Source organism: Methylobacterium sp. EM32, assembly GCF_040593685.1.
Lineage (GTDB): Bacteria > Pseudomonadota > Alphaproteobacteria > Rhizobiales > Beijerinckiaceae > Methylobacterium.
On sequence record NZ_JBEXZS010000051.1, the window covers coordinates 1 to 22,006 of the forward strand.

The following is a 22,006-nucleotide window of genomic DNA, read 5'->3' on the forward strand; positions in this document are numbered from 1 at the left end:
GTCACGGACGGTCTCCTCGGTTGGGTGTTCAGACGACCCCAATCTGGCACAATCGATGCCGTCGGGGGCCGTCCACCCCAACATCCCGGGGCCGCGAAGCGGAACCCGGGATCCATAACCGCCGAGGTTTCAAGGTGAAGAGGAACGCGCTTCGCCTTGCCTTGAAATGTCAGCGGTTATGGATCCCGGGTTCTCGGCTTCGCCGAGCCCCGGGATGACGTTGAGGAAATCGTCAATCGTGCGCCAAATCAATCGGTTGGTCATGTCTTCAAGATAAGGTTGCGGACCGCATGGACAATATCCTCAAATCCACCGCTTGCGCCGTTTGAAGCTCTTCAGGTTTCGAAAACTCTTGCGCTGGTCGCCGGCGCCGCCGAGGTAGAATTCCTTCACGTCCTCGTTGGTGCGCAGTTCCTCCACGGTGCCGTCGAGCACCACCTTGCCCTGCTCCATGATGTAGCCGCGGTCGGCGACCGAGAGGGCGGCGCGGGCGTTCTGCTCGACGAGCAGGATGGTGACGCCCAGATCCTGGTTGATCTGGCGGATGATGCCGAAGACCTCCTTCACCAGGAGCGGCGAAAGGCCCATCGAGGGCTCGTCCATCAGGATCAGGCGGGGGCGGGCCATCAGCGCGCGGCCGATCGCCAGCATCTGCTGCTCGCCGCCCGAGAGGTAGCCCGCCGCTCCCGTGCGCTCCTTGAGGCGCGGGAAGTAGGTCAAGACCCGCTCGAGATCCTGGCCGATCTCCTTGTCGCGGCGCGAGAAGGCGCCGAGGCGCAAATTCTCCATCGGCGTCATGTCGGCGACGATGCGGCGGCCTTCCATCACCTGGAAGATGCCGCGGCGCACGATCCGGTCGGGCTCGATGCCGTCGATGCGGGCGCCGTCGAACACGATCTCGCCGCGGGTGACCTCGCCGTCCTCCGAGCGCAGGAGGCCCGAGATGGCTTTCAGCGTCGTCGACTTGCCGGCGCCGTTGGCGCCGAGCAGCGCCGTGATCGAGCCCGCCGGCACGTCGAGGCTCAGGCCCCGCAGGACCAGGATGACGTCGTCGTAGACGACCTCGACGTTGCGCAAGCTGAGGAGGGGGGCCGACGCGGCGTCGGGTATCGGGCGCTCCAGGGTCATGACCTGCGACATCGGGGGCTTTCGTTCAAGCGAGATGCGACGTCGAACCCTCCCCCCTCTGCGGGGGAGGGTGGCCCCTGCGTCAGCAGGGGCCGGGAGAGGGGACCGCGACGGTTCCGGATAGGGCGCCCTTCATCAAGCGCGCGATCTCCCCGGAACCGGCGTCCCCTCTCCCGCCCGGCATCCGCTGGGCACCCTCCCCCGCAGAGGGGGGAGGGTTACGGGCGGGTCACCGGGTGAAGGTGGTTCTCACCACCCCTGCCACTCGCTCTTGCGCGGCAGCGTCACGGTCTTGACCGGCTCGAGCTTGATCGTGCCGGCCTTCATCAGGTCGGGCAGCGCCCCGTCGGTCGGACCCGAGACCTTGGCGCGGTAGATGTGCACCTCCATCATCCCGCGATGGTCGGTGGGCGACCAGGTCGAGGGGACGCAGACGCCCTCCATGCCGGCCGGTACCCAGTCCTTCTTCTGGTAGAAGCCCTTGCGGACGTTGGGGCCGGCGAGTCCGCCATTGTCCTTGGCCCAGGCGAGGGCCTCGGTCATGTAGAGGGCGGCGCAGATGCCGGTATAGTAGTGCACCGGGCGGTAGGCGGTGCCGGCGGCGTCCGACACCTTCGAGATCTCGGCCGCCATCGCCATGCCCGGCGCGGTGCTGCCGCTCACTGCCGCGGTGCGGACCGGGAAGACGACGCCGTTCGCCGCTTCGCCCGCCGCCTTGGCGGCGTTCTCGTCCATGCCCCAGACGTTGCCCATGAACTGGATGTCGGTGCCGACCGACTTGCAGGACTTGAGCAAGGAGATGTTCGAGCCGCCGGTGTTGCCGAGATAGGCGTAGTTGGCGCCGGCATTCTTGGCGGTCAGGCACTGCGCCGTGTAGTCGCCGGGCGCCAGCGCGAAGACGATTGCCGGGAGGACATCGAAGCCGAGGTCCTTCGCCATCGCCTCGCCGGCTTCCTTGGGCGAGTTCGGGTAGGGGTGGTTGCCGCCCATATGGACGTATTTCGGCTTGCCGGTCTTGCCCTTGGCCTTCCAGTCGTCGGCGGCCCACATCAGCATGGCGCGCAGCGCATCCGAGTAGGACGGGCCGTAGAAGAAGTTGTAGGGCGCCGCCTTGGCCTTGCCGCTGGCGCCGGTCGGGTCGCTGACCTGGGCGGCGTAAGAACCGGAGATGTAGGGCACCTCGTCCTTGGTGACGAAGGCCGAGAGCGCCTCAGTGTCGGCGGTGCCCCAGCCCTGGATCGCCGCGACCTTGTCGCGCCCGCCGGTCCACTTCTTGTAGAGCGCGACGGCGCGGGGCACCTGGTAGCCGTAATCGACCGATTCGACGTTCATCTTCTCGCCCTTGATGCCGCCCTTGCGGTTCACGTAGGCGAGGGCATCGGCCACCCCTTGGGCGTAGGGCACGCCGACATCGGAGGTGGCGCCGCTCTGGTCGGCGAGGTGGCCGATCGGGATCTCGGCGGCGAGGGCGGGCACGGCGAACGCGAGGGCGGCGGCCGAGGCGAGGGACAGGCGAAGCATCTTTTTGGTTTCCTCCGGTGATGGGCTGGTTCGCCAGCCTCGTCGATGGTGTCGGAACTCGTGGGACGGATGACCTGCCTGTCCCACCCTCAACCTCATCCTGAGGTGCTGCGTAGCAGCCTCGAAGGAGGGCTCCAGTTCGCTCGGAGACGTCTGGAGGCCTCCTTCGAGGCTGCTACGCAGCACCTCAGGATGAGGTCGCGGGTGGGATGGGAAGAACGCTCATGTGCGGCCGATCAGGGTTGAACAGGGCCTAGTGCGAGAACGGGTACAGCTTCCAGTACGCCTTGATCTGGCGCCAGCGATGGGCGAGCCCGTCGGGCTCGAACATCAGGAACAGCACGATCACGAGGCCGATCGCCATCTCGCGCAGGAAGGACAGGTTGTCCTTGAGCGACAGCGCCCGGTCGAGGGAGGAGCCGCGCACCGCGTCGGTGAGCCAGCCCATCGCCTCCGGCACCAGCACCATGAAGGCGGTGCCCATCAGCGTGCCCATGATCGAGCCCAAGCCCCCGATGATGATCATGCCGAGGAACTGGATCGAGAGCAGGATCCCGAAACCCTCGACCGAGACGAATTGCAGGTAATGCGCGTAGAGCGCGCCGCCGATGCCGGCGAAGAAGGCCGAGAGCCCGAAGGACAGGGTGCGGTAGCGGGTGAGATTGATCCCCATCATCTCCGCCGAGAGGTAGTGGTCGCGCACCGCCACCAGCGCCCGCCCGTCGCGCGAGCGCATCAGGTTGGTGGCGAGCACGAAGGTCAGCACCAGGTAGGCGAGCACCACGTAGAAGTAGCGGTGGTCGGTGTCGAAGGCGAACCCGAAGATCGAGAAGGCCTCCGCCGCCGTGCCGGCGACGCCGCCGGTGAACCAGTTCGCCCGGGCGAAGAAGTCCTGCAGGATGTATTGCGCGGCGAGCGTCGCGATGGCGAGGTAGAGACCTTTGAGCCGGGCCGCCGGCAGGCCGAAGATCAGCCCGATCGCGGTGGTCAGGACGCCCGCCAGCGGGATCGCGAAGAAGACCGGGATGCCGTAATTGTTCGACAGCCAGGCCGACGCGAAGGCGCCGAAGCCGAAGAAGGCGGCGTGCCCGATCGAGATCTGGCCGGTGAAGCCGACCAGGATGTTGAGGCCCAGAGCCGCGACCGCGAAGTAGCCGATCTGGATCAGCAGGCTCAGCCAGTAGCGGTCGAGGACGAGCGGGGCGAGGCAGAGCAAAGCCAGCCCCGCCCAGACCGCGTAGCGGCTGCCGGCGGTCGGGAAGATGGTGGTGTCGGCGGCGTACGTGGTGCGGTAGTCGCCGGCGGGGATCAGGCTCTGGGTCGCCATCAGACGCGCTCGATGTCGCGGGTGCCGAACAGGCCGTAGGGCTTGATCATCAGGATCACCACCAGGACGTAGAAGGGAACGATCTCGTAGAGGTTGCCCCAGTGGAGGTACTGGCCGTCGACGTATTGCGCGACGTTCTCCAGCACCCCGATCACCAGGCCGCCGATCACCGCGCCGACGACCGAATCGAGCCCGCCGAGGATCACCGCCGGGAAGACCTTGATGCCGTAGAGCGAGAGCGCCGAGGACACGCCGTTGACGATGCCGACCACGATGCCGGCGACCGACGAGACCACCGCCGAGATCGCCCAGGCGAGGGCAAAGACGTTGCGGACCGAGATGCCGAGCGACTGCGCCACCTGCTGGTTGAAGGCGGTGGCCCGCATGGCGAGGCCATGCTTCGAGTAGCGGAAGAACCAGGCGAAGCCCGCCATCATGGCGACCGAGATGCCGAGGCTCATCAGGTACACGGTCTGGATCTCGAGGCCGAGGAACGACACCGACTGCGTGGAGAAAATCGGCGGGAAGGGCTGGGCGAAGACGCCGAACAGCCACTTGCACAGGGCCTGGAAGAAGATCGACAGGCCGATCGTCACCATGATGACCGAGATGATCGGCTCGCCGATCAAGGGCCGCAGCACCACCACCTGGAGGGCGATGCCGAAGACCAGCATGAACGCGAAGGTGACCGCCATGCCGACCAGGAAGGGCAGCTGGTAGGTGGTGAGCAGCCACCAGCACACCCAGGCGCCGATGAGCAGGAACTCGCCCTGCGCGAAGTTCACGACCTGGCTCGCCTTGTAGATCAGGACGAAGCTCATCGCGACCACGCCGTAGAGGGCGCCGACGATCAGCCCGTTGACGACGAGCTGGAGCAGCAGGTGGGTGTTCATGGCCTCATGAAGCCCTATTCGGCGGCGGCGAGGGTGGCGGGGGCCGCCGTGAGGTCGATCACCGGCAGGGTGGTGCGGATGCGTTGCGTCGTCCCGTCCTGGAACCGGATCACCGTGTCGACCCGGTAGCTCGGCGCGCCGGCATAGATCGTGTCGATCAGGTCGGAATACTTCTCGTTGATGACGCCGCGGCGGACCTTGCGGGTGCGGGTCAGCTCGCCGTCGTCGGCGTCGAGCTCTTTGTAGAGGAGCACGAACTTGGCGACGCGCTGGACGTCCGTGAGCCCCGCATTCACCCGCTCGACTTCGGCACGGATCAGCTCGATCACCGCCGGCTTCGAGGCGAGGTCGGAATAGGTGGTGAAGGCGATGCGGTTCTTCTCGGCCCACTTCGCCACCACCGCGTAGCGGATGCAGATCAGGGCCGCGAGGTACTCGCGCCCGGCGCCGAGGATCACGGCTTCGGCGACGTAGGGCGAGAACTTCAGCTTGTTCTCGATGTATTGCGGCGAGAAGCGCTCGCCATGGGCGTTGACCGCGAGGTCCTTGATCCGGTCGATGACGACCAACTCGCCCTTCTTGTCGACGTAGCCGGCATCGCCCGTGTGCATCCAGCCGTCGCGCACGTCGCTCGGGGCGTTGGGATCGGCCTTGTAGTAGCCGTGGAACATATTGGCGTGGCGCGCCAGCACCTCGCCGATGCCGTTGCGATCGGGATCGAGCACCCGGATCTCGATGCTGTCGTCGAAGGGCACGCCGACCGTGTCGAAATCGACCGTCTCGCCGCGGTGCAGGGTGTAGGCGCCGAGCGTCTCGGTCTGGCCGTAGAGCTGGCGTAAGGGCACGCCCATGGCGCGGAAGAACCGGAACGTGTCGGGCCCGAGCGCCGCGCCGCCGGTGGCGGCCGAGGTCAGCCGCGTGAAGCCGAGTCGGTCGCGAAGCGCCCGGAACAGCAGGGCGTCGGCCGCAGTCGAGCGCGTCCCCTTGTCGAGGGCGGAGAGCCCCATTGTCATGCCGCGCTCGTAGAGGGCGCGCTTGAGGGGCGAGGCGTCCATCATCCGGGCGCGCACGTCGGCGGCCACCGCCTCCCAGACCCGGGGGGCGAAGAGCACGAAGGTCGGGGCAATCTCCCGGAAATCGTGCATCAGCGTGTCGGCATCCTCGACGAAGTTGACCTTCATGCGAGAGAGCAAAGCCTGGCCGAGCGCGTAGACCTGCTCCATGATCCAGGGCAGCGGCAGCACCGAGACGTAATCGTCCTCCGGCCCCTTCGGGTCGGCGGCGAGGTAGCGGGCGCAGTGGCGCAGGACTCGGCCCCCGCTCAGCATCGCGAGCTTCGGCCGCGCCGTGGTGCCCGACGTGGTGCAGAGGATCGCCACTGCCTCAGCCTGGGTCGCGTCGACCATCCGGTCGTAGAGGCCGGGATCGGCTGCGTGCAGGGCCTCGCCCTTGGCCGCCAGGGCTTCCGCCGAGATCAGCCGCGGATCGTCGTACTTGCGCATCCCGCGGGGGTCGCAGAACACGATGTGGCGCAGGGTCGGCACGCCGTCGGCGAGGTTGAGGAGCTTGTCGACCTGCTCCTCGTCCTCGGCGATCACCGCCTTCACCCCGGCGAAGGCGAGGAGGTACTGGACCTCGTCCTCCAGCGCGTCGCGGTAGAGGCCGAGCGACAAGGCGCCGAGCGCGTGCGCGGCGATCTCGCCAGCCACCCAGTCGGGCCGGTTGTCGCCGATCAGCCCGACGACGTCGCCGTGATCGATGCCGAGATCCGACAGGCCCAGCGCGAAGGCGCGGGTGCGGGCGTGGTACTGGCCCCAAGTGGTCGGGCGCCAGAGCCCGAAGATCTTCTCGCGGAGCGCGACCTCGTTCGGGTGCTCGGCGGCGTTGAGGCGCAGGAGCTTCGGGAAGGTGTCGGCGCCCTCTGCCCGCGCGGTGAAGTCCGTCATCACGACACCGCCCTCACCGGTTCGGGCGAGGCCGGTTCCTCGTCCTCCTCGCCGAGATAGGCCTTGCGCACGTGCGGGTCGGCCAGGACCGCCTCGGGCCGGCCGAGCGCGATGCGGCGGCCGAAATCGAGCACCATCACCCGGTGCGAGATGTCCATGACCACGCCCATGTCGTGCTCGATCATCACGACGGTCATGCCGAACTCCTCGTTGAGGTCGACGATATAGCGGGCCATGTCCTCCTTCTCCTCGAGGTTCATGCCGGCCATCGGCTCGTCGAGGAGGATCAGCTTGGGCTCGAGCGCCATGGCGCGGGCCAGTTCCACCCGCTTGCGCAACCCGTAGGAGAGGGTGCCGGCGGGCGCCTTGCGGTAGGCCTGGAGGTCGAGGAAGTCGATGATCTCCTCGACCCGGCGGCGATGCGCCAGCTCCTCGCTCTGGACACCAGGTAGCCAGTAGAGCGAGCCGGTGACGAAGTTGTTGCGCATCAGGTGGTGGCGCCCGACCAGGATGTTGTCGAGCACGCTCATGTGGTGGAACAGCGCGAGGTTCTGGAAGGTGCGGCCGATGCCGAGCTTCGGACGCTGGTTCGGCGTCGCCTTCGTGATGTCGCGCCCGTCGAGCAGGATCTGTCCCTCGGACGGGCGGTAGCGGCCCGAGATGCAATTGATCATCGAGGTCTTGCCGGCGCCGTTGGGGCCGATGATCGAAAAGAGTTCGCCCTTCTCGACCGCGAAGCTGACATCCGTCAGCGCCTTGACGCCGCCGAAGCGCAACGAGATCTGGCGAACCGCGAGGGTTTCCGCCACGCCTGATCCTCCCCTGAGGATGGCGGCCGCGCTCGTGTCCGGCGCCGCTCTGCCATTCTGGGATGCCGGGTATGCGTTCCGGTCATCCGTGATGAAAATACGTTCGACTGTTTTTTTCCGAGCGTCAAGTGCTACACTGGGCCGACGAAAGTCGTGGGGCGGCACGCCCCGTGAGGGCGGGGTTAGGGGCAGCATGGCGCGTATCGCAGGCTCGTCGGGACCGCGGACCGAGGAGGCCATCCGGCGGGCGGGGTTGAGCCTGATCGCCACCCACGGCTACGCCGCGATGAGCCTGCGCCAGCTCGCGGCCGAGGTCGGCATCCAGCAGGGCTCGCTCTACAACTATTTTCGCAACAAGCAGGAATTCCTGTTCGACCTCATCCGCGGGCACATGCTCGACCTGCACGCCGCCCTCGACGCGGCCCTGCTGGCGGAGGGGAGCGGGGAAGAGCGGCTGACCAGGTTCACCGAATTCCACGTCGCCTACCACGTCGAGCGGCCGCAGGAGGTGTTCATCTGCTACTCGGAGCTGCGCAGCCTGGAGCCCGACAACCTCGCCGCGGTGGTGGCGATGCGGCGCGACTACGAACGCAAGCTCGGCGACATCCTCGACCACGGCTGCGCCACCGGGGAGTTCCGGCTCGCCGACACCCGGATGGCGACGCTCGCCATCCTCGCGATGCTGTCGGGCATCTGCACCTGGTACAAGCCGGGGGGCCGGCTCTCGACGACGGCGTTGCAGGAGATCTTCACCGGCATGGTGCTGGCGCTCGCCCGCGGCGGGGAGCCGGCGGCGGCCGCGGTGGTGCCGCGGCGGCGCGGGGCGCTCAGGGCGGGGGTTGGATAGGCGCGGGAGCCCGCGCGAGTCCATCCGTGAACTTTCTTCCATTCGCGACCTCATCCTGAGGTGCCCGCGTAGCGGGCCTCGAAGGAGGCCTCCAGGGATCGCGAGACTTCTGGAGCCCTCCTTCGAGGCCCGCTACGCGGGCACCTCAGGATGAGGTCGCGGGTGGGAGAGCAGGCATCTCTGTGGTGCTGCACGTCGTTACCCATCTCATAGGTTGGAAGGACAACGACGCGCCTGCGTCGGATGCCGCATGGTCAAGATCTCGACGATGATGCGCAAATCGTTCCAAGCGCTTACAATGTATACCGAGCGTTCACGACCAGCCCTCTAGGTCCAGCGGGACATCCGGCGAGGACCGGATCCGGAGCGGCTGCCCCATGTTCGTGCTCACCCTTCCCCGCAAGTTCGCCCTGCTGATCGTGCTCGCGACCTTGAGCTTGGTCGCCCTGGGCGGGATCGCGCTCAACTATCAGTATGAGGCGATGCTGGCGCAGCGCGTCGAGCGGATGGCGCTCATCACCGAGGCCGCGGCCAACGTCGTCGAGCGCTACCGGCAGAAGGCCGAGAGGGCCGAGATGACCGAGGCGGCGGCCCGGGAGGCGGCGCTCGCCGACATCGCGGCGATGCGGCACGGCCGCGACAATTACCTGTTCGTCAACGACGCCGCCGGAACGGTGATCGCCCACCCCTCGGCGAAGGTGGTCGGCCGCAACCTGATGGGCGTGACCGATGCGACCGGATTCCGCTACGTCGCCGACGTGATGCCCCGGGCGGCGCGGGACGGGGTGGCGACGTTCCGCTACACCTGGGTGCCGGAGGGTGCGGCGGCGGCGGTGCCGAAGATCGGGCTGTTTCGCCACTATGCGCCGTGGGGCTTCTCCATCGGCGTCAGCGAGTATGTCAGCGACCTTCGCGAGATGATCGTCGCGCAGATCGAGCGCCTCGCCGTGGCCGGCCTCCTCATCGTGCTCGTCCTCGGCGGCGTCTCGCTCCTGATCGTCCGCTCGGTGGTGCGGCCGATGGAGTCGTTGCGCGGCGCGATGGGCTCTCTCGCGCAAGGCCGCACCGATCTCGCGGTGCCGGAGGCCGGGCGGCGCGACGAGGTCGGGGCGATGGCCCGCGCGGTGCTCGTCTTCCGCGACAACGCGATCGAGCGCGAGCGGCTGCGCGGCGAGAGCGAGGTCGAGGAATTGCGCCGGATGCGCCGGGCCGCGACGCTGAACGAGCTGATCCAGGGCTTCGAGGCCTCGATCACCAGGGTGGCCGCCACCGTCGCGTCGGCCTCGGGCGAACTGCGCGGGACCGCCCAGACCATGACCGCCACGGCGACGCAGACCGCGGCCCAGTCCACCGCCGTCGCGGCCGCCGCCGAGGAGGCCGCGTCCAACGTCGAGACCGTCGCGGCAGCCGCCGAGGAGCTCGGGGCCTCGGTCCAGGAGATCGGCCGCCAGGTCGACGGCTCGGCCCGCCTCGCCCAGGCCGCCGTGGCGGAGGCCGGCCAGACCGCCCACCAGGTCCGCGCGCTGACCGAGGCCACTGCCCGCATCGGCGACGTCGTCGGGCTGATCTCGTCGATCGCCGCCCAGACCAACCTCTTGGCGCTCAACGCCACCATCGAGGCCGCCCGCGCCGGACCGGCCGGCCGCGGCTTCGCGGTGGTGGCGGCGGAGGTGAAGGAGCTGGCCGGCCAGACGGCCCGAGCCACCGAGGAGATCACGGGCCAGATCGCGGCGATCCAGGCCTCGACGGGTCGGGCGGCGGGCGCGATCGGGCAGATCACGGCGCGGATCGAGGAGATCTCGGGCGTGGCGACCTCGATCGCCGCGGCGGTGGAGGAGCAGGGGGCGGCAACGCAGGAGATCGTGCGCAACGTGTCCCAGGCGGCGGCCGGCACCGGCGAGGTGACGGGCAACATCGCGGGCGTGGCGGGGGCGGCGGAGGAGACGGGGGCGGCGGCGAGCCAGGTGCTGGCATCCGCTACCGAGCTGTCGCGCCAGTCCGAGCGCCTCTCGGCCGAGGTGGCGCACTTCCTGACGCAGGTCCGGGCGGCCTGACGGTCCGGCGCCCGAACGGGCCCGACGGCGGCGTTCGCCCCGCCGTCAGGCCTCGAACACCACCTCGAGGTGGACCGGGAACGGCGTGCCCTGCGTGTCGATGCGTCCGCGCGCGCCCTCGGCCCGGCGCAAGCCGGGGCGGGTGAGGACGGGCTTGAGCAGGCCGGGCAGGGTCGCGCGGTTGAGATGGGCGCCGAAGCACAGGTGCAGGCCGTGGCCCCACAGCATGTAGGTGTCCCACGGCCGGTCGGTGCGGAACCGGCCCGGCTGCGGCACCGCCAGGGGGTCGAACATCGCCGACAGGTTGGCGGCGAACACCATCGTGCCCTCCGGGATGCGGCGGGCGCGAAAGGTGCCGGGGGCCACGGTCGCGTCGCGCATCGCCCGGCGGTAGATCACCGGGTTGAGCGGGCGGAAGCGCAGGGCCTCGAACACGTGGGCGGCGAGGGCCGCGTCGTCGCCGGACCGCGCCGCCGCCCGGGCGCCGGCGAGCGCCGCCGGCCGGTCGAGCAACTCGTCGAGGGCGAGGATCGCGGCGGCCGAGGTCGTCGGCAACTCGCCGATCAGCAGGCCGATCAGGTTGTCGCGGATGGCGCGGTCGTCCATGCCCGGGGTGCCCGAGGCGTGGAGCGCGAGGCAGCGGCCGAGCACGTCGTCGCGCGCCTCGCCCGAGGCCTTGCGGGCGGCGATGTGGGCGCCGAGCCAGTCGCGAAAGGCGGCCGCGGCGGCCTTCGCCCGCGCGTCGAGGGCGGGGTCGGCCTGGAGGTCGAGGAAGAGGTACCAGAACAGGGTCGTGGTCCAGTCGACCATCGCCGCCTGCGACGGGCCGGGCGTGCCGAAGTAGCGGTCGAGGAGGCCGGCAGCGACCGGCAGCGTCAGCGCCTGCGGCACGTCGAGCCGGCCCTTGGCCGCCACGACGCGGTCCTGCGCCTCCCGGGCGACGAACGGCGCCACCACCTCCGGCACGTCCTCGCGCCGCACCACCAGCCGCATGTTGGAGACGTCGCGCGTGTAGCGCGGCGTGTCCTGCATTCCGAGGAAGAAGTTCTCGCCGTCGGTGATCGTCGTCATCCGCGGCCCGTAGACGACGCCGAACTCGTCGTCGCGCGACAGGACGTCGATCACATCGTCGCGCCGGGTGACGATCGCGGTGCCCGAATTGGCGTAGGCCGTGACGAGGACGCGGCCGAGCCGCAGGTTGGGCTGGACCAGCCGCAGCACCGCGAAGACCCGGCGCTGCCCGGCGGGCGCGGCGAGGAGCGGGGCGAGCCGCGCGCCGACCGGGCCGCTGCCGCGCAGGAGCGCCGCGACGGCGTCCCCTGCCAGCACGAGCGCGGCGCCGATCCCTTGCCCGAGGAGCAGCAGGCGCCGCCAGAGCACGACCGGCAGGTTGAGGAGCCACATGACGGACGGCCTCTTGCGATTTCTTGATGACGTGGATGCCGGTTCGCCGACGATGCGCGGCGCAATCAAAGACCTGGAGCGCTGCCTGATTGGAACGTCAGAGTATATGGCGGTGGCGTGGAGCCCTGTTCGCGTGAGCGGCCCGACAGGACACCCTCTTCGTCATCCCGGGGCTCGCCGACAGGCGAGAACCCGGGATCCATAACCGCTGACGCTTCGAGATAAGCCAGGACGCATTCCGCTTGGCTCGGCACCGTCGGCGGTTATGGATCCCGGGTTCCGCTTTCGCGGCCCCGGGATGACATGGAGGGTTTCATTGTGGGCGGCTGACGCAAGTCAGGCTCCCGTGTCACTGTCGCGTACCGTGTCGCAGCGCGATCGAGCGTCCTCTAGGTCGGATCGGTGATGCCCGTGCCGATCAGGCGGAGGGCCGTCATGCTCGGCACGAAGAAGTAGTCGCCGCCGCGGGGCTCCACGAGCTGCGGAATGTCGTTGCAGATGTAGGGCCGCTGCCCGCCTCCCGGCTCGACCGCGATCACGAGCTTCGGATCGTGATGGGAGCCGCCCTTCGGGTGGTTGCCGATCACCGGGCAGGTGTCGCTGCCGGCGTTGAAGTCGAGGCCGTACTGCATCCATTGCTGCTGCACGAACTCGAACTGGCGGAACAGGTTGGTGCAGATCGCCAGGAAGATGATGCCCTGCTCGCCGGAATCCCGGCCGCTGCCGCCCTGGGACGGGCCGCCATAGGGCAGGCCGCGGCGCAGGATGCGGCGGCGGTTGACGAGCGCCGAGCCGTCGCCGGCCTTCGGATCCTTGTCGGTCACGTGCGGGTCGAGCATGTCGCGCGGGTTGGCCCGGCGCATATGGGCGGCGACCGGGCAGGTGGTGCCGGACAGGTCGTCGCGATAGGTGAAGTCGGTGTAGCGCAAGGCGAGCGCGGCGAGCTTCGGCTTGTCCTTGGCGGCCTTGGCCTGCGCGAGTTCCGCCTGGAACGCCAGCCAGGCGGCATGAGTCGGCGCGGCCTGGAGCGGGATCCCGTCCTCCCAGCGCCCGACCAGCTTGGCGCGCAGGGTCGCCTCGGCCTCCGCCTGCGGGACGCCGTGGATCGCGGCGTAACGCTCGCCCTGCTGGCGGATGTAGGTCGCGAAGCTCTCGACGTTCTCGTGCAGCTTGCGGTAGGCCATGAAGGTGCCGTTGCGGCTGAACTCGATCGGCATCGCCGCGCCGGGGATCTCCTGCCCCTCGTCCGGGTAGCCGAGCAGGAACTCGCCGGTGGCGAGCGGCGCCCAGGTCTGGTCGGGCATCAGCTTGCCGCCGCCGATCACCCGCAGGGCTTCCAGCGCCGGCGGGAACTGGCCCTCGAAGACCGGATCGCCGAAGCCGTCCGAGAGCCCGAAATGCTCCTTGTTGGTCGCCGCGAAGCCGTGCTCGCCCGGAGCGAGAACCGCCGACATCTCCTGGAAGTCGGCCCCGTCCGGCCCGGTGCCGGACAGGAGCACGACCTGGCCGCCGGACGCCGCGCACAGGTCGCGCAGGCGTTGCGTCTCGATCTCGAGCTCGGCAACCGGCGTGCCGTCCGCCTCCATCTGCGCGTTTAGCATCACGACGATGTGGACGCGGTTCTCGCCGGCCGAATCGCGCCACACCGGGTCGCGTTTCTTGAGGAAGGGGTCGTCGCCCAGGATCTCGGCCCGCTGCGCCATGCCGTCGATGAACTCGTCGGGCATGCCCCGCAGGGTGCGCACCGGGACGCCGAGGGCGAGGAGGCCGTAGAACGTGAAGGCGAGGTTGAGCGTCACCTTCGGCTTCACCAGGGTGACCTCGCCCGGGTAGTCGGCCTCGCCCTCGGCGCGGGCCACGTCCTTGAGGCGCGGGGCGCGGCGGCGCACCAGCGCCTCGCCGCGCTCCGGGTCCTTCCAGCGCGCGGCGGTGGTGACGAGCGGCCGCAAGCCCTCCACGAAGGCCCGGCCCTCGGTTCCGTCCCCGCGCACGGTCAGGAAGAAGGCGCGGGCCGTGGGGAAGCCCTGCCGGCCATAGGCCCGCAGGATGCCGCCCTGGATGTCGGCGAGGTCGAGGAGGGTCGTCATGCCGTGGGTTCCGGGCGAGGTGCGGCGCGCAGGCCGGGATCGGTCGGGCGGGTGCGGAGCGGCGGCGTCAGCTGCCGATCACCCCGGGGGCCTGCGTCGGGCCGGCGATGTCCGTCGGGCGGTGGGTGGCGAGGAACTGCCGGAACGCCGCCCCGCGCGCCGGCAGGGTGGCCCCCTGCTGGGCGATGGCGAAGCGGGTGAAGGCCTGCTGCAGGTAGAGCGCCTTCAGCACGTCCCGCAGGGTCGCGTCCGGCGCCGCCGGCAGCGGCCGGGCGCCGCGGCGCATCACGATCCAATAATCGACCGCGACGCCCGCGAGGCCGAGCACCAGCGCCAGGATCAGGCCGGTCGGCCAGCGCACGAGATGGAACAGGGCGGCCAGCAGCGGCAGCGCCACTCCGAGCGCCGGCGGGGCGATCACCAGCCAGCGCGAGGGCGACGACAGGGGCGGCGTGGCGATCCAGTAATCGTTGAACGGCATCGTCGTCTCGACCTGGCACGGCAGCAGGAAGTCGGCGAAGGTCTTGGCATCGTGAACCTGACGGAAGCCGTGGCAGAAGCGGAACACCGCCTCGAGCTCGCGCGGCATCAGCTCCCAAAGCTCCTCGCAATAGCGCCGCGCCGGGTCGGATCCCTCCGGGTCGAAGTCGATCATCACCAGGAGGTAGGGGCAGGCGAGGACGTCATTGGCCTGCGGGATCAGCAGGTCAGTCTGATGCACGGCGTCCGCCACCGCGTCGCTGTGGTCGCGCCCGTTGAAGAACGGCTGGTCGAGCACGACGAAACGGGCGAAATGCGTGCGTAGCGAGCGGGCGAAGGGGCTCTGGATCCCGACCTTCACCGCCTCCGGCGATTGCAGGGCGGTGGGCAGCGTCTCCAGCGCCTCGCGCACCATGTGGACGGGGGAGCTGCGCAGGCCCTCGTGCTCGACGATGACGTCGTTCTCGATCGGCACGATCGCGGTGAAGAAGTAGTGGCCGCCGTCGAGGTTCGGCATCTCGGCTCTCCTGGTCAGCGCGTCCGGTCAGCTGTCGTGGCGGCGCGCGGCGCTGCGGCGGGTGCGGCCCTTGATCAGGGCCTCGACGGTGGCCCGGACCTCGCCGGCCTGCGAGGCCGACGCGTCGGCGCGCGGGGCGGCCTGGATGCTCTCCAGGGCGGGCTCCTCGCCGTCCGGGGCGGGTGCCTCGCTTTTCGGGATGGGCGCCGCCTGGACGACCTCCACCGGCGGCGGGCCGCTGCCGTCCCGGCCCCAGCGGGCCCGCACCATGGCGCAGCGATGCAGGTCGGCGATCGCGGTGTCGCGGCTCGCCACCGGCCCGTAGCCCGGCGTGCCGAGGCAGCCCTGGTTCTCGGCGAGCACCGCGTCGAAGGCCGCCGCGAGGGCGTCGTCGTCGCTGTCCTGCCTCACCGCCCGCAGAGCGGCGGCGAGCTGGAGCGCCAGCTTGATGTCGCGCTGGCCGCTGCCCGGCGTCGCGTTGTAGTAGTAGCCGGTATCGACTTGGTTCGCCCGGATGTACGACTTGAACGGGGTGATCGGGATCGAGTTCGGATACTTGGTGCTGCAGTACCAGAACAGGTCGAGCCCGTTGGGAATGCCGTCCGCGAACGCGTCGATGTACTGGTCCCAGGTGCCGTTGAAGTTGCTGCAGAACAGCATGTAATCGTTGGCGAGCACCTGCTTCGGCTGGCCGCGCTGGGGCCACTGGTCGCGCCGGATGATCACCCAGCGGGCGAAGTGGATCAGCGACAAGCCGAGAAGACCCGACAGAGTTCCGGGAAAGACCCGCGCGACCATGAAGATGAAGCGATTGAGCCAAGTCCATCGTGGCCGGATCGGCGTCACGACGTTCATGCCATAGGCTTTGCCCGCCACGTTCGACATGTGCCCGTCCCCGATTCGTGCGGAGACACTATCACAACCTAGAGCGACATCAATCCGGAGCAGAACCCGGGCCGATGGAAAATCGACCGGTGCGCGAACGGCGGGTGCCAGCGGCTGATGTTCTAACGCGAATTGATGGCGACGGCGCGTCTTGGCGAAGATACGGCGAGCGACGATGCCGTGGATTGGGGAGTGATCTATTGGGAGCGTAACTAGACCATGTGACGGACGGCGGACACGAATGTGCGCCGCCGCCCGCCGGTTCAGCCCACCGGCCGCTCGTCGGCGATGACCTTGCCGTCGTTGGGCAGGCTGCCGGGGGCGACGATCTCGACCGTGCCGCGCAGCTTCGTCACCGCCCGCAGGGTCTCGGCCACCGCCTCGGCCAGGGCGGCGTCGCTCGCGCCGGACTCCGCCCGCAGGGTCATGACGTCGGCCTCGTCGGCCCGGGTCACCACCAGGCGCAGGCGCCCGAGCTCCGGGTGGCGGCGGGCGATCTCGGCGACCTGCTCGAGGCGCACGAACATCCCCTTCACCTTGGCGGCCTGGTCGGCCCGGCCCATCCAGCCGCGGATGCGCTCGCCCCCCGGCAAGGCCGCCGTGAGGTCGCCGAGCGCGTAGCGGATCAGCGGCCGGTCGAGGTCGAGCACCGTGACGACGATCTCGCCGACCTCGCCCTCCGGCACCGGATCGCCGGTGCCGGGCCGCACGATCTCGAGGATCAGCCCATCGCTGACGAGGAGGCCCGGGTCCCCCGGCGTCTCGTAGGCGATGAAGCCGACATCCGCCGTGGCGTAGGCTTGGGCTGCGGCGATGCCGCGCTCCCGGAACTCGGCCTGGAGCGAGGGCGGGAAGGCGGCGCCCGAGACGAGCGCCTTCGTGAGCGACGACACGTCCCGCCCGGCCTTGGCGCCGGCATCGAGCAGCACCTTGAGGAAGTCCGGCGTGCCGACATAGCCGGCGGGCCTATAGGCCTCGATCAGGTCGAGCTGCTGCTCGGTATTGCCGGGCCCGGCCGGGATCACCGCGCAGCCGAGCGCCCGGGCGGCCGTGTCGAAGATGAAGCCGCCCGGCGTCAGGTGATAGCCGAAGGTGTTGAGCACCACCTCGCCGGGCTTGAAGCCCGCGGCCGCGAGCGCCGGCGCGCCGCCCCACGGATCCTCCCCGGCCCGCTGCGGCTCGAAGATCGGCCCCGGCGAGGTGAACAGGCGGGGAAATTCTCCGGCCGGCCCCGGCACGAAGCCGCCGAAGGGCAGGGCCTCGCGCTGGCGCGCCGGCATCTCGCCCTTGCGCAGGACCGGCAGGCGGGCGAGCGCCGCCCGGTCGGTCACGGTGGCGGGGTCGAGCCCGGCGAGGTGGGTGGCGTAGGCGGGGGCCTTCAGGGCGGCCGCCAGGGCGCCGGGGAGGCGGGCGAGGAGGGCGGATTGGGGCATCGTGGGGCGTTCTCCCGGGAGATGGTCCGCGCGTTGGCCGCGCGGTTGCGTCAGGGTTGAAGGGAAGGGCCCGTGATGACGAAGGCTGCGTGCTTGCCCGTCAATCCGAGCCCCGGTACACGAGGCATCATCGATGCCGTAACGTCATGGCGCGCATACAGCAGCATCCCGAGTTTGCGGCGTGGTTCTCGAGGCTGCGCGATGCGGCGGCGTTCGCTCAGATCGCCAAGAGAATCGACCGGCTGGTGCTCGGCAATCCGGGCGACGTGGCTCCGGTCGGCGATGGCGTGAGCGAGATGCGCGTTCATGTCGGCCCTGGCTACCGAGTCTACTTCGTGCGTCGCGGAGAGGACATCGTCGTTCTCCTGTGCGGGGGCGATAAGTCCTCCCAGTCGCGCGACATCCGACGGGCGAAGGCCTTGGCAGCGGCCCTCTGAACGTCGATGGTGACCATCATGACAAACGTCCTGCTCACCCCCTACGATACGGCGGACTACCTCGACAGCCCGGAGCGGATCGCCGCCTACCTCGAAGCGGTGCTCGCCGAGGACGACCCGGCGCTCGTTGCCCGCGCGCTCGAAGCCGTCGCACGGGCGCGCGGCCTCGCTCGTGGAGACGTGCAGGCGGGGGTTACGCATCTGGCTGCCGTCACCGACCTGCTGCACCGGCTCGGGCTCAGGATGAGCGTCGCACCGCTTGGAACATCCTGAGTCGGCCTTGTCTGCGATCTGAACTCTGCGGTTCCTTTCTCTCCGGGCCCGTCGGGTGGAGACCGCAAAGCGCGTCACAGGCCGATGCGATCGAGGTCGCGCAGATCCTGCGCCAGGTCCGCCTGATCGTGATCGGCGGAGATGCCGCGCTCCTTGAGGAAAGCGTCGAGCGCCATCCGGGTGCCGAAGCTGAGGCGGCGGCGCAACTCGGGCTGGGTCAGACGCCCGGCCTGGAATTCCTCGACCGCGAGTTCTTCCAAGGCGCGCCGGGCGAATGCGTCTCCGTCCGCCTCCATCCGCATCACCTCACTCCGCCCGCGCCAGCAGCCGCTCCGCCCGCCGCAGGTGCGGCCGGTCGAACATCTCGCCGTCGATCCCGACGACGCCGACGCCCGGCGCCGCGGCGAAGGCCGCCACGATCGTCCGCGCCTGGGCGATCGCCGCATCGGTCGGCGTGAAGGCCTCGTTGATCACCGCGACCTGCGCCGGGTGGATCGCCATTTTGCCGACGAACCCGTCGCGCCGTGCCGCGCGGCACTCGCGGGCGAGGCCCTCGAGATCGCGGAATTGGGCATTGATGGTGTCGATGGCGTCGACCTCCGCCGCGGCGGCCGCCATCAGGGTCAGGTTGCGGGCGAGCTGGAACGGCGCGCTCCAGGCGCCGTCCTCGCCCCGGTTGGTCTCGGCGCCGATGTCGGCCGAGAGGTCCTCCGCGCCCCAGGTGATCCCGGAGAGCCGCGGGCTCGATCCCGGCAGGGTGGACAGCGCGAACACCGCCCGAGCGGTCTCCGTCGCGATCGGCAGGATGCGGGTGGCGCCGTCGGGAAGACCGTGTTCGGCCTCGTAGACCGCGAGGCGGGCGCCGAGATGCGCCACCGAGGGACCGCCCTCGGCCTTGGGCAGCATGATCCCGTCGGGGGCATGCGGCATCACCGCGGCGAGGTCGTCCTCGGTGAGGCCGGTGTCGAGGGCGTTGACGCGGATGTAGAGCTTCGGCCTGCCGGCCTGGTCCCGCATCCGCGCCAGGAAGCCGGCTGCGACCTCGCGGGCCTTCGGCTTCTCGGCCGGCGCGACGGAGTCCTCCAGGTCGAGGATCAGGGCATCGGCCCCGACCTCCAGGCCCTTCTCCTGCTTGCGGGAGGAATCGCCGGGCACGAACAGCATGGAGCGCATGACGGGGAGCCTGCCTGGTCTGATGATCTTATTCCACTCGCGACCGGAGCATGAGGCTGCGGGTGGGACGTGAACGAGACGCGGATGACCTGTGCTCGCAGGTCGAGCCGTAGTCGGAACCTGTCTGAATTGATGGGCCTGCATGAAGCCCTCTTCGTCATCCCGGGGCTCGCTGCAAGCGAGAACCCGGGATCCATAACCGCTGACAGTTCAGGACAAGGCGACCGGCGTTCCGCTTCATCCGGAAGCGTCAGCGGTTATGGATCCCGGGTTCCGCTGCGCGGCCCCGGGATGACATGGAGGGCGTCATCGCCGTCGGGGCCAAGAGAAGTCGGGGTCAAGAGAACGAGCGCTCAGGCCACAGGGCGCTTGCGCATCATCGCCTGGCGCCGGCACTCGGCCACCAGCGTGCCGTCCTGCTTGTAGGCGCGGTGGACGAACTCGACGATGCCGGCCTCCGGCCGCGAGCGCGATTCGCGCTTGGCGACGACCTCCGTCGTCACGTTCACCGTGTCGCCCTCGAACAGGGGCGCGGGAAAGCGCGTCTCGGTCATACCGAGATTGCCGATCGTGGTGCCGACCGTCGTGTCGTTGACCGAGATACCGATCATCAGCCCGAGGGTGAACAGCGAGTTCATCAGCGGTTTGCCCCACTCGGTCTCGGTGGCGCAGAAATGCGCGTCGATGTGGAGCGGCTGCGGGTTGAGGGTCATGTTGGAGAACAGCATGTTGTCCATCTGCGTCACCGTGCGGGTGAGGCGATGGCGGAGCGTCGCGCCGACCTCGAAATCCTCGAAGTACAGGCCGCCGCGCGGATGGATAGAAGCGGGAAGCGGGCTCACGCGGCATCCTCCGTCGTCAGGGTGATCAGGCGGGCGCCCTCGGCGACCTGCTGGCCGGCCTCCGCGGCGACCTCGGCCACGGTGCCGTCGGCGGGGGCCGTCAGCGCGTGCTCCATCTTCATCGCCTCGACCACGGCGAGGCGCTGGCCGCGCACGACCCGGTCGCCGGGGGCGACCAGCACGGCGACGAGGCGGCCGTGCATCGGCGCCTTGATGGTGCCGCCCTGGTCGATGTGGTCGAGATCGACCGCGAAGGGATCGGGCGGGGAGAGGGCGATCTGGCGGCCCTCGGAGAGGACCAGCACGCCGTTCGGTGCCTCGACCACCGCCAGGGAGGCGGGCTCGGGCGACGGGGCGCCATACTCCACGCTCGGCCCGGAGGCGCCCCAGTGCAGCACGGCCTCGGTCGGCTCGCCCTCGAGCACGAACGGAAACACCTGGCGGCGGGCCTCGCCGAGCTGGAACCCGTCCGCCGCATCCCAGGGCGAACTGGCGCCGGCGGGAGTCGCCCGCGCCACCAGCGCCCGGATGCCAGCGCGGATCGCGCCGTCGCGGTGCGGGCTCGGCGCCGTCAGGGCGGCGAGGTCGCGGTCGATGAAGCCGGTATCGAAGTGGCCTTCGCGAAAATCGGGCGCCTCGGCGAGCGCCTTGAGGAAGGCGACGTTGGTCTTCGGCCCCGCCACCCGGGTGCGGCCCAGCGCCTCGGCGAGGCGATCGAGAGCCTCGATGCGGGTCGCCCCGTGGGCGATCACCTTGGCGATCATCGGGTCGTAGAACGGCGTCACCCGGTCGCCGGCGCGCACGCCGGTATCGACCCGGATGCCGTCGCCCGAGGGCAGGTCGAGGGCCCGCAAGGGGCCGGTCGAGGGCAGGAAGCCGTGATCCGGGTCCTCGGCGTAGAGCCGCGCCTCGACGGCGTGGCCGTGGATGGTCAAGCCCTCCTGGCCCACCGGCAGCGTCCCGCCGGAAGCCACCCGGAACTGCCACTCGACGAGGTCGTGGCCGGTGATCGCTTCGGTCACCGGGTGCTCGACCTGGAGCCTCGTGTTCATCTCCATGAACCAGAAGCCGTCGGGGCGCAGGTCCTCGCGGCCGTCGGCGATGAACTCGACCGTGCCGGCGCCGACATAGCCCACCGCCTTCGCCGCCTCGACCGCGGCGCGACCCATCGCGGTGCGGACCTCATCGGGCATGCCGGGGGCGGGCGCCTCCTCGATCACCTTCTGGTGGCGGCGCTGGAGCGAGCAGTCGCGCTCGAACAGGTGCACGGCGTTGCCGTGGGCGTCGCAGAAGACCTGGATCTCGACGTGGCGCGGCGACAAAATATACTTCTCGACCAGCACCCGCGGGTCGCCGAAGGCGTTCTGCGCCTCGCGCTGGGCCGAGGCGAGGGCGTCCGCGAAGCCTTCCGGCCCCTCGACCCGGCGCATGCCCTTGCCGCCGCCGCCGGCCACCGCCTTGATGAGGACGGGGTAGCCGATCGCAGCGGCCTCCGCCGCGAGGAAATCCGGGTCCTGGCGGGCACCGTGATAGCCCGGCACCACCGGCACGCCGGCTTGCGCGACGAGGGCCTTGGCGGCGTCCTTGAGGCCCATGGCGCGGATGGCCGAGGCCGGGGGACCGACGAAGACGATGCCGGCCTCGGCGCAGGCGTCGGCGAAGTCCGGCCGCTCGGAGAGGAAGCCGTAGCCCGGATGGATGCACTCGGCCCCGCTTGCCCGCGCGGCCTCGATGATACGGTCGATGCGCAGATAGGACTCGGCGGCCTGGGCCGGGCCGAGCAAAAAGGCCTCGTCGGCGAGCGCGACGTGCAACGCGTCGCGGTCGGCCTCGGAATGGACCGCGATGGTGCGCATCCCGAGGCGTTGGGCGGTGCGGATCACCCGGCAGGCGATCTCGCCGCGATTGGCGATGAGGACGGAGGCGAGGCGGCGTGTCGTCATGGCGTCC

The 22,006-nt window shown here is 69.8% G+C and carries 19 protein-coding genes; 4 read left to right on the plus strand and 15 right to left on the minus strand.

Annotated features, from left to right (window positions below; genetic code table 11):
- Positions 1 to 303 precede the first annotated feature (303 nt).
- The 6 genes from ABZT49_RS07855 to ABZT49_RS07880 all read right to left on the minus strand — a co-directional run bounded on the left by ABZT49_RS07855 (position 304) and on the right by ABZT49_RS07880 (position 7,624).
- On the minus strand, positions 304 to 1,140 hold the full coding sequence (locus tag ABZT49_RS07855) for an ABC transporter ATP-binding protein (RefSeq protein WP_355285121.1): 837 nt from the start codon (positions 1,138 to 1,140) through the stop codon (positions 304 to 306).
- A 237-nt stretch (positions 1,141 to 1,377) separates the two neighbouring features.
- A complete protein-coding gene (locus ABZT49_RS07860; protein ID WP_355285123.1) occupies positions 1,378 to 2,649 on the minus strand; it encodes an ABC transporter substrate-binding protein in 1,272 nt (423 codons plus the stop codon).
- Between the two features lie 253 nt (positions 2,650 to 2,902).
- Entirely contained in the window at positions 2,903 to 3,976 is a 1,074-nt protein-coding gene (locus ABZT49_RS07865; RefSeq protein ID WP_355285125.1) for a branched-chain amino acid ABC transporter permease, read from the minus strand.
- A complete protein-coding gene (locus tag ABZT49_RS07870; protein WP_099951620.1) occupies positions 3,976 to 4,869 on the minus strand; it encodes a branched-chain amino acid ABC transporter permease in 894 nt (297 codons plus the stop codon). Before ABZT49_RS07870 ends, ABZT49_RS07865 begins: the two co-directional genes overlap by 1 nt.
- Positions 4,870 to 4,883: 14 nt before the next feature.
- A complete protein-coding gene (locus ABZT49_RS07875) occupies positions 4,884 to 6,815 on the minus strand; it encodes a long-chain fatty acid--CoA ligase (RefSeq protein WP_355285128.1) in 1,932 nt (643 codons plus the stop codon).
- Positions 6,815 to 7,624 (minus strand): ABC transporter ATP-binding protein, encoded by an 810-nt coding sequence (locus tag ABZT49_RS07880; protein ID WP_093569897.1) that lies wholly within the window; start codon positions 7,622 to 7,624, stop codon positions 6,815 to 6,817. The genes ABZT49_RS07875 and ABZT49_RS07880 overlap by 1 nt, the downstream gene beginning before the upstream one ends.
- A gap of 193 nt (positions 7,625 to 7,817) precedes the next feature.
- Here ABZT49_RS07880 and ABZT49_RS07885 point away from each other — a divergent pair, with 193 nt between their 5' ends.
- Complete coding sequence (locus ABZT49_RS07885) at positions 7,818 to 8,471, plus strand: TetR/AcrR family transcriptional regulator (protein ID WP_355285131.1); 654 nt, start codon at positions 7,818 to 7,820, stop codon at positions 8,469 to 8,471.
- A 377-nt stretch (positions 8,472 to 8,848) separates the two neighbouring features.
- Positions 8,849 to 10,525 carry a methyl-accepting chemotaxis protein gene (locus ABZT49_RS07890; protein ID WP_355285133.1) on the plus strand — a complete coding sequence of 559 codons (1,677 nt, stop codon included), beginning with the start codon at positions 8,849 to 8,851 and terminating at the stop codon, positions 10,523 to 10,525.
- Between the two features lie 45 nt (positions 10,526 to 10,570).
- On the opposite strand, the gene ABZT49_RS07895 is transcribed toward ABZT49_RS07890, so the two are convergent.
- The 5 genes from ABZT49_RS07895 to ABZT49_RS07915 form a co-directional block, all read right to left on the minus strand.
- Positions 10,571 to 11,929 carry a hypothetical protein gene (locus ABZT49_RS07895; protein WP_355285135.1) on the minus strand — a complete coding sequence of 453 codons (1,359 nt, stop codon included), beginning with the start codon at positions 11,927 to 11,929 and terminating at the stop codon, positions 10,571 to 10,573.
- A gap of 389 nt (positions 11,930 to 12,318) precedes the next feature.
- Positions 12,319 to 14,016, minus strand: coding sequence for a hypothetical protein (locus ABZT49_RS07900; RefSeq protein ID WP_355285137.1), 1,698 nt, complete (start codon positions 14,014 to 14,016; stop codon positions 12,319 to 12,321).
- Between the two features lie 67 nt (positions 14,017 to 14,083).
- Entirely contained in the window at positions 14,084 to 15,013 is a 930-nt protein-coding gene (locus ABZT49_RS07905; RefSeq protein ID WP_355285139.1) for a hypothetical protein, read from the minus strand.
- Between the two features lie 27 nt (positions 15,014 to 15,040).
- The gene (locus tag ABZT49_RS07910) at positions 15,041 to 15,898 is read right to left on the minus strand and encodes a hypothetical protein (RefSeq protein WP_355285140.1); all 858 of its coding nucleotides are present in this window, start codon (positions 15,896 to 15,898) and stop codon (positions 15,041 to 15,043) included.
- A 263-nt stretch (positions 15,899 to 16,161) separates the two neighbouring features.
- Entirely contained in the window at positions 16,162 to 17,331 is a 1,170-nt protein-coding gene (locus ABZT49_RS07915) for an AMP-binding protein (protein WP_355285142.1), read from the minus strand.
- Positions 17,332 to 17,477: 146 nt separating this feature from the next.
- On the opposite strand from ABZT49_RS07915, the gene ABZT49_RS07920 reads away from it, so the two are divergent.
- Both ABZT49_RS07920 and ABZT49_RS07925 read left to right on the plus strand, forming a co-directional pair.
- On the plus strand, positions 17,478 to 17,768 hold the full coding sequence (locus ABZT49_RS07920; protein WP_355285144.1) for a type II toxin-antitoxin system RelE/ParE family toxin: 291 nt from the start codon (positions 17,478 to 17,480) through the stop codon (positions 17,766 to 17,768).
- A 6-nt stretch (positions 17,769 to 17,774) separates the two neighbouring features.
- Positions 17,775 to 18,041: a transcriptional regulator gene (locus ABZT49_RS07925; RefSeq protein WP_355285146.1), complete on the plus strand. Its 267-nt coding sequence runs from the start codon at positions 17,775 to 17,777 to the stop codon at positions 18,039 to 18,041.
- 74 nt (positions 18,042 to 18,115) lie between these two features.
- On the opposite strand, the gene ABZT49_RS07930 is transcribed toward ABZT49_RS07925, so the two are convergent.
- The 4 genes from ABZT49_RS07930 to ABZT49_RS07945 all read right to left on the minus strand — a co-directional run bounded on the left by ABZT49_RS07930 (position 18,116) and on the right by ABZT49_RS07945 (position 21,999).
- Positions 18,116 to 18,343 (minus strand): UPF0175 family protein, encoded by a 228-nt coding sequence (locus tag ABZT49_RS07930; protein WP_355285148.1) that lies wholly within the window; start codon positions 18,341 to 18,343, stop codon positions 18,116 to 18,118.
- A 4-nt stretch (positions 18,344 to 18,347) separates the two neighbouring features.
- A complete protein-coding gene (locus tag ABZT49_RS07935; protein ID WP_355285149.1) occupies positions 18,348 to 19,214 on the minus strand; it encodes a CoA ester lyase in 867 nt (288 codons plus the stop codon).
- A gap of 353 nt (positions 19,215 to 19,567) precedes the next feature.
- Entirely contained in the window at positions 19,568 to 20,056 is a 489-nt protein-coding gene (locus tag ABZT49_RS07940) for a MaoC family dehydratase (protein WP_355285151.1), read from the minus strand.
- Positions 20,053 to 21,999: an acetyl/propionyl/methylcrotonyl-CoA carboxylase subunit alpha gene (locus tag ABZT49_RS07945; RefSeq protein WP_355285153.1), complete on the minus strand. Its 1,947-nt coding sequence runs from the start codon at positions 21,997 to 21,999 to the stop codon at positions 20,053 to 20,055. The genes ABZT49_RS07940 and ABZT49_RS07945 overlap by 4 nt, the downstream gene beginning before the upstream one ends.
- Positions 22,000 to 22,006 lie beyond the last annotated feature (7 nt).

Bases quoted from the DNA above. Each gene is read 5' to 3' on its own strand.
- ABZT49_RS07855 (WP_355285121.1), bottom strand. From the start codon at position 1,140: ATGTCGCAGGTCATGACCCTGGAGCGCCCGATACCCGACGCCGCGTCG.
- ABZT49_RS07860 (WP_355285123.1), bottom strand. From the start codon at position 2,649: ATGCTTCGCCTGTCCCTCGCCTCGGCCGCCGCCCTCGCGTTCGCCGTG.
- ABZT49_RS07865 (WP_355285125.1), bottom strand. From the start codon at position 3,976: ATGGCGACCCAGAGCCTGATCCCCGCCGGCGACTACCGCACCACGTAC.
- ABZT49_RS07870 (WP_099951620.1), bottom strand. From the start codon at position 4,869: ATGAACACCCACCTGCTGCTCCAGCTCGTCGTCAACGGGCTGATCGTC.
- ABZT49_RS07875 (WP_355285128.1), bottom strand. From the start codon at position 6,815: ATGACGGACTTCACCGCGCGGGCAGAGGGCGCCGACACCTTCCCGAAG.
- ABZT49_RS07885 (WP_355285131.1), top strand. From the start codon at position 7,818: ATGGCGCGTATCGCAGGCTCGTCGGGACCGCGGACCGAGGAGGCCATC.
- ABZT49_RS07890 (WP_355285133.1), top strand. From the start codon at position 8,849: ATGTTCGTGCTCACCCTTCCCCGCAAGTTCGCCCTGCTGATCGTGCTC.
- ABZT49_RS07895 (WP_355285135.1), bottom strand. From the start codon at position 11,929: ATGTGGCTCCTCAACCTGCCGGTCGTGCTCTGGCGGCGCCTGCTGCTC.
- ABZT49_RS07900 (WP_355285137.1), bottom strand. From the start codon at position 14,016: ATGACGACCCTCCTCGACCTCGCCGACATCCAGGGCGGCATCCTGCGG.
- ABZT49_RS07905 (WP_355285139.1), bottom strand. From the start codon at position 15,013: ATGCCGAACCTCGACGGCGGCCACTACTTCTTCACCGCGATCGTGCCG.
- ABZT49_RS07910 (WP_355285140.1), bottom strand. From the start codon at position 15,898: ATGTCGAACGTGGCGGGCAAAGCCTATGGCATGAACGTCGTGACGCCG.
- ABZT49_RS07915 (WP_355285142.1), bottom strand. From the start codon at position 17,331: ATGCCCCAATCCGCCCTCCTCGCCCGCCTCCCCGGCGCCCTGGCGGCC.
- ABZT49_RS07920 (WP_355285144.1), top strand. From the start codon at position 17,478: ATGGCGCGCATACAGCAGCATCCCGAGTTTGCGGCGTGGTTCTCGAGG.
- ABZT49_RS07925 (WP_355285146.1), top strand. From the start codon at position 17,775: ATGGTGACCATCATGACAAACGTCCTGCTCACCCCCTACGATACGGCG.
- ABZT49_RS07930 (WP_355285148.1), bottom strand. From the start codon at position 18,343: ATGCGGATGGAGGCGGACGGAGACGCATTCGCCCGGCGCGCCTTGGAA.
- ABZT49_RS07935 (WP_355285149.1), bottom strand. From the start codon at position 19,214: ATGCGCTCCATGCTGTTCGTGCCCGGCGATTCCTCCCGCAAGCAGGAG.
- ABZT49_RS07945 (WP_355285153.1), bottom strand. From the start codon at position 21,999: ATGACGACACGCCGCCTCGCCTCCGTCCTCATCGCCAATCGCGGCGAG.